Here is a 10310-nt window from a genome sequence, read left to right as displayed (position 1 = left end):
GCGCCCCCATGGGTGCGCCGCCCCGCTTCATGTCCGTACGGAAAGGCGTCAGCCCTCCACGCCCAGCTTCTCCAGGATCAGTTCCTTGACGCGGGCCGCGTCGGCCTGACCGCGGGTGGCCTTCATGACCGCGCCGACCAGCGCACCGGCCGCCGCCACCTTGCCACTGCGGATCTTGTCCGCCACCCCGGGGTTACCGGCGATCGCTTCCTCCACGGCAGTGGACAGCGCGCCCTCGTCCGAGACGACCTTCAGGCCGCGCTTCTCGACGACCTCGTCCGGCGTGCCCTCGCCCGCGAGGACACCCTCGAAGACCTGGCGCGCCAGCTTGTCGTTCAGGTCGCCCTTGGCGACGAGCTCGGCGACCCGGGCGACCTGCACCGGGGTGACCCCCAGCTCGTCCAGGGCCTTGCCGGACTCGTTCGCCGCGCGGGCCATCTCGCCCATCCACCACTTGCGCGCGGCCGCCGAGTCGGCGCCCGCCTCGATCGTGGCGACGATGGGGTCGACCGCACCCGCGTTCAGGATCGACTGCATGTCGTGCTCCGAGACACCCCACTCCTCGCGGAGGCGGTTGCGGCGCACGCGCGGCATCTCGGGGAGACCGGCACGCAGTTCCTCGACCCACGTACGGGCCGGGGCGACGGGGACGAGGTCGGGCTCCGGGAAGTACCGGTAGTCCTCGGCGTTGTCCTTGATGCGGCCCGACGTCGTGGAGCCGTCCTCCTCGTGGAAGTGACGGGTCTCCTGGACGATCGTTCCGCCCGAGTTCAGCACCGCGGCATGACGCTGGATCTCGAAGCGCGCCGCTCGCTCCACGGAACGGAGCGAGTTGACGTTCTTCGTCTCCGAACGCGTACCGAACTCCTTGCGCCCGTGCGGACGCAGGGACAGGTTCACGTCGCAGCGCATCTGGCCCTTGTCCATCCGGGCCTCGGACACGTCGAGCGCCTTGATGACCTCGCGCAGCTCCGCGACGTACGCCTTGGCGACCTCGGGAGCCCGCTCGCCCGCACCCTCGATCGGCTTGGTGACGATCTCGATGAGCGGGATACCGGCGCGGTTGTAGTCCAGGAGCGAGTGCGACGCGCCGTGGATACGGCCCGTCGCGCCACCGACGTGCGTGGACTTGCCGGTGTCCTCCTCCATGTGGGCGCGCTCGATCTCCACGCGGAAGACCTCGCCGTCCTCCAGCTGGACGTCCAGATAGCCGTTGAAGGCGATCGGCTCGTCGTACTGGGAGGTCTGGAAGTTCTTCGGCATGTCCGGATAGAAGTAGTTCTTCCGGGCGAAGCGGCACCACTCGGCGATCTCGCAGTTCAGCGCGAGACCGATCTTGATGGCGGACTCGACGCCGATCTCGTTGACCACCGGCAGCGCGCCGGGCAGTCCGAGACAGGTCGGGCAGGTCTGGCTGTTGGCGTCCTGCTTGAGCTCGGTGGAGCAGCCGCAGAACATCTTGGTCTTGGTGCCCAGCTCGACATGGACCTCAAGGCCCATGACGGGGTCGTACGTCGCGAGGGCATCCTCGTACGACACCAGGTCAGTCGTGACAGTCACGGTGAAACTTTCCCTCTCAACCCAGCAGGACGTCGTCGTCGCCGAGCTTCTTCAGCTCGCGATAGAGCAGAGCAAGACCGGTGACGATGGCGGCGGCGGAGACAGCGGCGTCGACGAGACGGAGCGTGTCGTTCTCCTTGCGGGCCATCCTGGCCTGCTTGACGACGGAGACCGCCCCGAAGGCGGTGGTGGCCATCGACAGGTACGCGCCGGGCTTCGACTTCCTGAAGCCCTTGGCCTTGGCAGTCATCGGACTCATAGTGACGGTGCCTCCTCAAGCAGCGGGTGACCCCACCTTTCCACGAAGGCGGCCTCTACGGCGGCTCCCACCTTGTAAAGGCGGTCGTCCTTCATGGCTGGGGCGATGATCTGCAGTCCGACGGGCAGGCCGTCCTCCGGCGCGAGACCGCAGGGCAGCGACATGGCGGCGTTGCCCGCCATGTTCGACGGGATGGTGCACACGTCCGCGAGGTACATCGCCATCGGGTCGTCGGCGCGCTCGCCGATCGGGAAGGCGGTGGTGGGCGTCGCGGGCGAGACGATCACGTCGACCTGCTCGAAGGCCTTCTCGAAGTCCTTCGTGATCAGGGTGCGGACCTTCTGGGCGCTTCCGTAGTACGCGTCGTAGTAGCCGGAGCTCAGGGCGTACGTGCCCAGGATGACGCGGCGCTTGACCTCGTCGCCGAAGCCCGCCTCGCGGGTCAGCGCGGTGACGTCCTCGGCGGACTTCGTGCCGTCGTCGCCGACCCGCAGGCCGTAACGCATGGCGTCGAAGCGGGCGAGGTTCGACGAGCACTCGGAGGGCGCGATCAGGTAGTACGCGGAGAGCGCCAGGTCGAAGGACGGGCAGTCCAGCTCGACGATCTCGGCGCCGAGCTCCTTGAGGAGCGCGACGGACTCCTGGAAGCGCTGGACGACACCGGCCTGGTAGCCCTCGCCCGCGAACTGCTTGACGACACCGACACGCATGCCCTGTACGGAGCCGTTGCGGGCCGCCTCGACGACCGGCGGGACCGGGGCGTCGATGGACGTCGAGTCGAGCTCGTCGTGCCCGGCGATGACCTCGTGCAGGAGCGCGGCGTCCAGGACCGTACGGGCGCAGGGACCGCCCTGGTCGAGCGAGGACGAGAACGCGACCATGCCGTAGCGCGAGACGCCGCCGTACGTGGGCTTGACGCCGACCGTGCCGGTGACGGCCGCGGGCTGGCGGATGGAACCGCCGGTGTCCGTGCCGATGGCGAGCGGGGCCTCGTACGAGGCGAGGGCGGCGCTGGAGCCGCCGCCGGAGCCGCCGGGGATGCGGGTGAGGTCCCACGGGTTGCCGGTGGGGCCGTACGCGCTGTTCTCGGTGGAGGACCCCATGGCGAACTCGTCCATGTTGGTCTTGCCGAGGATGACGACGTCGGCGTCCTTCAGCTTGCGCGTGACGGTCGCGTCGTACGGCGGGATCCAGCCCTCGAGGATCTTGGAACCGACCGTGGTCGGTACGCCCTCGGTGGTGAAGATGTCCTTGAGCGCGAGCGGGACGCCGGCCAGCGGGCCGAGCTTCTCGCCGTTCTCCCGCTTGGCGTCGACGGCGCGGGCCTGCGCGAGGGCGCCCTCGCGGTCGACGTGCAGGAAGGCGTGCACCTTCTCGTCGACGGCCTCGATACGGGCGAGGTGCGCCTCGGTGACCTCGACGGCCGTCAGCTCGCCGGAGGCGACCTTCGCGGCGATGTCGGCGGCGGTGAGCCTGATGATGTCGATCTTGCTGTCCGTCATGGTGGTTAGTCCTCCCCCAGGATCTGCGGCACCTTGAAACGCTGCTGCTCTTGGGCCGGGGCGCCGGAGAGCGCCTGCTCGGGGGTGAGCGACGGACGGACCTCGTCCGCGCGCATGACGTTCGTCAGCGGCAGCGGGTGGGAGGTCGGCGGTACGTCTTGGTCGGCGACCTCGGAGACGCGGGCGACCGCGCCGATGATGTCGTCGAGCTGTCCGGCGAAGTGGTCGAGCTCCTCGTCCTTCAGCTCAAGACGTGCTAGGCGGGCGAGGTGGGCGACCTCCTCGCGCGTAATGCCAGGCATGCGGCGATCCTCTGGGGTGAGTGTGTGGTGTGTGGCCCCAATCCTATGGGGCCACACCCCATGCCCGTGAAACGGATTGCCTCGGCCTGGCCCGGCCGCCTTCCCGCGGGGCCCGCCCGGCCTACTTCGCGATGTCGGCCCCGGCCTCGGCCGCGGCCGCGGCGGCCGCCTCCTCCGCGGCGACGTCCACCGGTCGGCGCCACCCGCGGGAGCCCCTGGCCCGCAGCCAGGCGGTGGTCTCGTCCGGCGGCATCGCGGCGGCGACCAGCCATCCCTGCACCGCGTCGCACCCCAGGTCGCGCAGCCGCTCCCACGTCTCGTCGTCCTCGACGCCCTCGGCGACGACGAGCAGTCCCAGGGAGTGCGCGAGGTCGACGGTGCAGCGGACGATCTCCGCGTCCTCGTTGTCGACGGCCAGGCGGGCCACGAACGAGCGGTCGATCTTCAGTTCGCTCACGGGCAGCCGCCGCAGGTGCACCAGGGACGAGTACCCGGTGCCGAAGTCGTCGAGCGACATCTTGACGCCGTGGCCGGTCAGGCCGGCCAGGGTGTCCGCGGCGCGCTGCGGGTCCTCAAGGAGGACGTGTTCCGTTATCTCCAGTTGGAGCGCTCCCGCGGGGACCCCGTGGCGGGCCAGGCGTGCGGCGACTGCGCCCGCGAAGCCGGGCGTGTGCACGTCACGCGGCGAGACGTTCACCGCGACGGGGACCTTGAGGCCCATCGCCTGCCACTTCGCCACCTGGCAGAGGGCCGTCTCCAGGACGTACTCCGTGAGGTGCGGCATGAGGCCGGAGGACTCCGCTATCGCGATGAACTCGTCCGGCGGCACCTTCCCGCGCTCGGGGTGCACCCAGCGCACCAGCGCCTCGAGCCCCGCCACCCGTCCGTCGAACTGGACCTTCGGCTGGTAGTGGAGCTCCACGTCGCCCGCGTCGAGCGCCCGGCGCAGATCGCCCAACAGGCCGAGACGGTCAGGGGTGTTGGAGTCCCGCTTGGACTCGTACACCTCGACGCCCGTGCGGTCCCGCTTGGCCTGGTACATCGCGACGTCCGCCCGGCGGAGCAGTCCTTCGGCGTCCATGGCGTGGTCGGGGAAGACCGCGAGTCCGGCGCTGGCCTCCAGGACCAGCGTCAGGCCGTCGAGGTCGAGGGGTGAGCCGAGGGCGGCGACGAGGGACCGGGCCACGCGGGTGGCGGACGTCGTGGAGTCGGCGACGGGCAGCAGGACGGCGAACTCGTCACCGCCGAGCCGCGCGGCCTCCGCACCGCGCGGCAGGGCGAGCCGCAGCCGGTCGGCGATCTGCAGCAGCAGGCGGTCGCCCGCGAGGTGACCGAGGGTGTCGTTCACCGACCGGAAGCGGTCCATGTCGATCAGCATCAGGGCCGAGCGCGCCCCGATCCGCTCGGCGTCGTCCAGGGCCGTCCAGGTCCGTTCGAGGAGCCACTGGCGGTTGGGCAGGCCGGTGAGCGGGTCGCGCAGCTGCTCCTCGGCCCTGGCCCGCGCTATCCACAGCGTCGAGTCGAGCGCGACGAGGGGGATCGCGAAGAGCGGAAGCAGTATCGGCGTCGAGGCCGCGACCACGCAGATCAGCGGCGCGATGCCGAGCAGCGCGACGCCGACGAGTCCCTGCCGGACCAGGGCCGTACGGGTGACCGTGGGCAGGGCACCGGTGCGCGGCGCGTGGACGTACCAGAGCAGGACGCGGGTGACCACGAGGTACGCCGCGGCGGCGAGGGCCACCTCGGGGGCCGAGTACAGGTCCCAGGTCTCGGGCAGCCAGGGCGACTCCGTCGTCGGGGCGGTGCCGAACGCGGCCATGGCGAGCGCGCCCGCGCCGATGCCGAGGATGTCGACCGCGCCGTGCAGGATGCCCTGGCGCCAGCGGTGGCGGCGCGCGACGCCGACGAGGACGACGACGGTGAGGCTGACCATTCCGGCGGGCACCCAGCCGTACAGCAGGAGCACGGCGACCGTCAGCGCGCCGCCCGAACCCGTGCCGCCCCACCAGCGGTCGCGGCCGAGCGCCACGAGGTGGCCGACGATGAGGCCCGTGAGGACGGCGAGGGACCAGCCGACCGTGCCGGAGGGGAACAGGTCGCCCCGCCCGGTGAACGCGTGGAAGAAGCCCGTGCCGAGCACCACCGCGGCGATCGTCACGACGACAACCGGAAGCACCGGCCAGGGGTCGCGCTCGCCCGATCCGTCGTCCGGGCCGTGCGCCTCGGCGCCGCGCCAGAGCGGCCTGCGCCGTCCCTCGACGCCGGTCTGGGTGGAACAGGGCCCCGCGTCCCGCCCGCCCGCGCTCTCGCCCACACCGAGCTCCTGTGTGCCGTACCCGCCGACGGTGCTCCATGCGCGTTCGCGCCGCTCAACTGCCGTGCTGGGGACGGCGGGGCGCTCTCTCTCCGCTTCGCGTGACCCCCGTGCCGCTCTGCGTCCGCTGAGCCACGCGCCCGGCCCGCGCCGCAGGCGCGCGCGCAGCCGGGAGTCCGGTGCGGCGCTCTCGGTCGGTTCCATTCCCGTCCCTCTCACAGCCGGCGGTGCCCAAGCCACGCGACTCGCTCCAGAAGTCAGCCGCGTCTGAAACTCCTTCCCCGTGCTCCCGTTGAGCAGGGGATACCCCAATCGCAGCGGGGCACGGCAGGCGCACACCTCAACAGTAGGCCGCAGAAGGCTTCCACGGGCAGCGGTCCACAACGGTTGCCCGAATGCGACCCGGCCACCCGTATGCATCTGGTATGCGCTGAACGGGTGGCCTTCAACCGCTACTCCTCGGTCGGAAGCGCGACTTCCGCTGCCGCGTCCGGTCCCTGTTCCAGCAGGACGGCGAAGCCTTCCTCGTTGAGAACCGGAACCTTCAACTGCATCGCCTTGTCGTACTTCGAGCCCGGATTGTCACCCACGACCACGAAGGCTGTCTTCTTCGAAACGGAACCGGTGACCTTTGCTCCCCGGCTCTGCAACGCATCTTTTGCGCCATCCCGCGTGTGATGTTCGAGCGTTCCGGTCACGACGACGGTGAGGCCTTCGAGCGGTCGCGGCCCCTCGTCCTCTCCCCCGCCCTCTTCCTCCATGCGGACCCCCGCCGCACGCCATTTGCGCAGGATCTCCCGGTGCCACTCCTCCTCGAACCACTGCTTCAGGGAGGCGGCGATGGTCGGGCCCACGCCCTCGACGGCGGCCAGCTCCTCCTCCGTGGCCTGCTCGATCCGGTCGATGGACCGGAACTCGCGGGCCAGGGCCTCGGCGGCGACCGGACCCACGTGGCGGATGGACAGGCCCGTGATGACGCGCGCGAGCGGACGCTCCTTGGCCGCCGCGATGTTCTCCAGCATGGAGAGGGCGTTCTTCCTGGCCTCGCCCTGCTGGTTGGCGAAGACCGTGGCGATCTTCTCCTCGCCCGTCTTCGGGTCCCGCTTGGGCAGACCGCTGTCCTGATCCAGTACGTACGCCTTGATCGGCAGGAGCCGGTCGATGGTCAGGTCGAAGATGTCGCCCTCGTCGAGGACCGGCGGGTCGGACGGTTCGAGGGGCTTGGTCAGCGCGGCCGCCGCGACATATCCGAAGTTCTCGATGTCCAGGCTCTTGCGGCCCGCCAGATAGAAGAGGCGCTCGCGCAACTGGGCGGGGCAGGACCGGGCGTTGGGGCACCGGAGGTCGATGTCGGCCTCCTTCATCGGCCGCAGCGCCGTCCCGCACTCGGGGCACTCGGCGGGCATCACGAACTCGCGCTCGGTGCCGTCGCGCAGGTCGACGACCGGGCCGAGGATCTCCGGGATGACGTCGCCCGCCTTGCGCAGGACGACCGTGTCCCCGATGAAGACGCCCTTCTTCTTCACCACGTCCTGGTTGTGCAGGGTCGCGAACTCGACCTCGGAGCCCGCGACCGTGACGGGCTCCACCTGCGCGTACGGCGTGACGCGACCGGTGCGGCCGACGCCCACGCGGATGTTGACCAGCTTGGTGTTGACCTCCTCGGGGGCGTACTTCCAGGCGATGGCCCAGCGCGGCGCGCGGGAGGTCGAGCCGAGGCGGCCCTGGAGCGGGATCTCGTCCAGCTTCACGACGACGCCGTCGATCTCGTGCTCGACGGAGTGGCGGTTCTCGCCGAAGTACGTGATGAAGTCCCGTACCCCGTCGAGGCCTTGGACCACCTTGCTGTGCTGGGCGGTGGGCAGGCCCCAGGCCTTCAGGAGCTCATAGGCGTGGCTGAGGCAGTCGATGTCGAAGCCCTCGCGGGCGCCGATGCCGTGCACCACCATGTGCAGCGGGCGGGTGGCGGTGACGCGCGGGTCCTTCTGGCGCAGTGAACCCGCCGCCGCGTTGCGCGGGTTGGCGAAGGGCTTGTCGCCGGCCTCCACCAGGCGGGCGTTGAGCTCCTCGAACTTCTCCATGGGGAAGAAGACCTCGCCGCGGATCTCGACGAGGGCGGGGATGTCGTCGCCCTTGAGGCGGTCCGGGATGTCCGCGATGGTGCGGACGTTCGGAGTGATGTCCTCGCCGGTGCGGCCGTCGCCGCGAGTGGCCGCGCGCGTGAGCTTGCCGTCCTCGTACGTCAGGTTCACGGCGAGGCCGTCGACCTTCAGCTCGCACAGGAAGTGGTGGTCGGTGGTGCCGACCTCCTTGCCGACGCGGTCGGCCCAGGCGGCGAGCTCCTCGTCGTCGAAGGCGTTGTCCAGGGAGAGCATGCGCTCGCGGTGCTGGACCGAGGTGAACTCGGTCTCGTACGCCCCGGAGACCTTCTGGGTGGGCGAGTCGGGCGTGCGCAGCTCGCTGTACTCGTCCTCCAGGGCCTCAAGTGAGCGAAGGAGCTTGTCGAACTCGGCGTCGCTGACGACCGGTTGATCGTTCACGTAGTACCGGAAGCGGTGCTCCTCGATCTGTTCGGCCAGCTGGGCATGCTGATCCCGTGCCTCGGCGGGCACAGAGCCTTGCTGTTCGACAGCCACCGTTACATCCTCCCGTTACGTCATACCCAATTACTCAGGGTTGTCCGCGAGTGATCTCGCCGCCCGGGCGCAGTGGGCGAGCACCGCGCGTGCGTACGCGGGGGAAGCCCCCGCGAGGCCGCACGACGGAGTGACCACGACCGACTCCGCGAGAGACCCCGGATTCAGCCCCAGCCTGCGCCACAACGTCCTGACACCCATGACGCTACCGGCAGGGTCTGACAATGGGCCGTCCACGCCCGCCACGACACCGGCGAAGAGCTTCGTGCCGCCCTCGACGGCCTCGCCGATCGCTTCGTCGTCACGCTCGGTGAGCAGCGAGAAGTCGAACGAGATCGCGTCGGCGCCGGCCCGGCGAAGCAGCGCGAACGGTACGTCCGGCGCGCAGGAGTGCACGACGGCGGGCCCGTCATGCACACCGAGCACCTCCCGCAGGGTGCTCTCCACGAGCTGGCGGTCCACGGCGCGGTGGGTGCGGTACTCGCTCGCGGTCTTGATGTGCCCGCGCAGTACGCCGATGAGCGAGGGCTCGTCGAGCTGGAGCACGACCTGGGCGCCGGGGATGCGGCGGCGTACGTCCGCGAGATGGACGCGCAGGCCTTCGGCGAGCGATCCGGCCAGGTCACGGCAGGCGCCGGGGTCGGAGAGCGCGGCCTCGCCGTTCTTCAGCTCCAGGGCGGCGGCAAGGGTCCACGGCCCGACGGCCTGCACCTTGACCGGCCCTGCGTACCCCTGGGTGAACTCCTCGAGGGCGTCCAGGTCCTCGCCGAGCCATGCCCTCGCGCGGCGTGTGTCCCGCCCCGGCCGGTCGCCGATCCGCCAGCCGCTGGGCTCCACGCGCGCGTAGAGCTCGACGAGCATGCCGGCGGTCCGTCCGATCATGTCGGCGCCGGGGCCCCGCGCGGGCAGCTCGGCCAGATAGGGGAAGTCCTCGAAACTGCCGGTGACGGTCTTCGCGGCCTCGCGGGCGTCACCGCCGGGCATGGACCCGATGCCGGTGGCCGGGCCCCAACTGGTGGCGTTCACTGGCCGGGCCGCACCGTCAGGTCGTTGACCTCGGCGTCACGCGGCAGGTCCACGGCCATCAGGATCGTCGTGGCGACGGACTCCGGGTCGATGAAGCGGGAGGGGTCGTACGTCTTGCCCTCCTGCTGGTGGACCTTGGCCTGCATGGCGCTCGCCGTGCGGCCCGGGTAGACGGAGGTGACCCGGACGCCGTTCGCGTGCTCCTCGGCGCGCAGGGAGTCCGCCAGGGCCTTGAGGCCGTGCTTGGAGGCGGCGTAGGCGGACCAGTCGGCGTGGGCGCTCAGGCCCGCGCCCGAGTTCACGAAGACCACGTGGCCCTGCGCGACGCGCAGTTGGGGCAGGAAGTGGCGGGTCAGCTCGGCGGGGGCGATGAGGTTGACGTTGAGCTGGTGGCGCCAGGACTTGGGGGTGAGGTCGCCGACCCGGCCCAGGTCGACGACGCCCGCGATGTGGAGCAGGGAGTCCACCCGGTCGGGCAGCGACTGGTGGCCGAACGCCCAGGAGAGCTTGTCCGGGTCGGAGAGGTCACCCACGAGCGTGGCCGACCCGGGGAATTGCGCCGCGAGTTCCTTGGCCCGGCCCGCGTCCCGTGCGTGCAGGACGAGCGCGTCGCCGCGTGCGTGGAGGCGGCGGGCCACGGCCGCGCCGATGCCGGAGCCGGCCCCGGTGATCACATGTGTTGCCATGCGTCCATCGTCGCACCCCGGCAGG

General features: G+C 70.7%; 8 protein-coding genes. All 8 read right to left on the bottom strand.

Annotated features, from left to right (window positions below; translation table 11 throughout):
• Positions 1-48: 48 nt before the first annotated feature.
• Positions 49-1560, bottom strand: a complete 1512-nt coding sequence (gene gatB, locus ACWGIH_RS37665) for an Asp-tRNA(Asn)/Glu-tRNA(Gln) amidotransferase subunit GatB (RefSeq protein WP_453450121.1) — start codon at positions 1558-1560, stop codon at positions 49-51.
• 16 nt (positions 1561-1576) lie between these two features.
• A complete protein-coding gene (locus tag ACWGIH_RS37660; protein ID WP_249587590.1) occupies positions 1577-1819 on the bottom strand; it encodes a hypothetical protein in 243 nt (80 codons plus the stop codon).
• Positions 1816-3321 (bottom strand): Asp-tRNA(Asn)/Glu-tRNA(Gln) amidotransferase subunit GatA, encoded by a 1506-nt coding sequence (gatA, locus tag ACWGIH_RS37655; protein ID WP_453450122.1) that lies wholly within the window; start codon positions 3319-3321, stop codon positions 1816-1818. The genes ACWGIH_RS37660 and gatA overlap by 4 nt, the downstream gene beginning before the upstream one ends.
• A gap of 5 nt (positions 3322-3326) precedes the next feature.
• Positions 3327-3623 carry an Asp-tRNA(Asn)/Glu-tRNA(Gln) amidotransferase subunit GatC gene (gatC, locus tag ACWGIH_RS37650; RefSeq protein ID WP_016642027.1) on the bottom strand — a complete coding sequence of 99 codons (297 nt, stop codon included), beginning with the start codon at positions 3621-3623 and terminating at the stop codon, positions 3327-3329.
• A 121-nt stretch (positions 3624-3744) separates the two neighbouring features.
• Positions 3745-6141, bottom strand: coding sequence for a putative bifunctional diguanylate cyclase/phosphodiesterase (locus ACWGIH_RS37645; RefSeq protein ID WP_453450123.1), 2397 nt, complete (start codon positions 6139-6141; stop codon positions 3745-3747).
• Between the two features lie 248 nt (positions 6142-6389).
• Positions 6390-8573, bottom strand: a complete 2184-nt coding sequence (gene ligA, locus ACWGIH_RS37640; RefSeq protein ID WP_453450124.1) for an NAD-dependent DNA ligase LigA — start codon at positions 8571-8573, stop codon at positions 6390-6392.
• Positions 8574-8603: 30 nt separating this feature from the next.
• Positions 8604-9599 carry a methionine synthase gene (locus tag ACWGIH_RS37635; protein ID WP_453450125.1) on the bottom strand — a complete coding sequence of 332 codons (996 nt, stop codon included), beginning with the start codon at positions 9597-9599 and terminating at the stop codon, positions 8604-8606.
• Positions 9596-10285, bottom strand: coding sequence for an SDR family oxidoreductase (locus tag ACWGIH_RS37630; RefSeq protein ID WP_371527023.1), 690 nt, complete (start codon positions 10283-10285; stop codon positions 9596-9598). Before ACWGIH_RS37630 ends, ACWGIH_RS37635 begins: the two co-directional genes overlap by 4 nt.
• Between the last annotated feature and the right edge of the window lie 25 nt (positions 10286-10310).

Source organism: Streptomyces sp. NPDC054872, from assembly GCF_053610705.1.
Note: the sequence above shows the minus strand (reverse complement) of the source record. Positions and strands in the feature narration are given on the sequence as shown.

Bases quoted from the DNA above. Each gene is read 5' to 3' on its own strand.
- gatA (WP_453450122.1), bottom strand. From the start codon at position 3,321: ATGACGGACAGCAAGATCGACATCATCAGGCTCACCGCCGCCGACATC.
- gatC (WP_016642027.1), bottom strand. From the start codon at position 3,623: ATGCCTGGCATTACGCGCGAGGAGGTCGCCCACCTCGCCCGCCTAGCA.
- ACWGIH_RS37660 (WP_249587590.1), bottom strand. From the start codon at position 1,819: ATGAGTCCGATGACTGCCAAGGCCAAGGGCTTCAGGAAGTCGAAGCCC.
- ACWGIH_RS37630 (WP_371527023.1), bottom strand. From the start codon at position 10,285: ATGGCAACACATGTGATCACCGGGGCCGGCTCCGGCATCGGCGCGGCC.
- ACWGIH_RS37645 (WP_453450123.1), bottom strand. From the start codon at position 6,141: ATGGAACCGACCGAGAGCGCCGCACCGGACTCCCGGCTGCGCGCGCGC.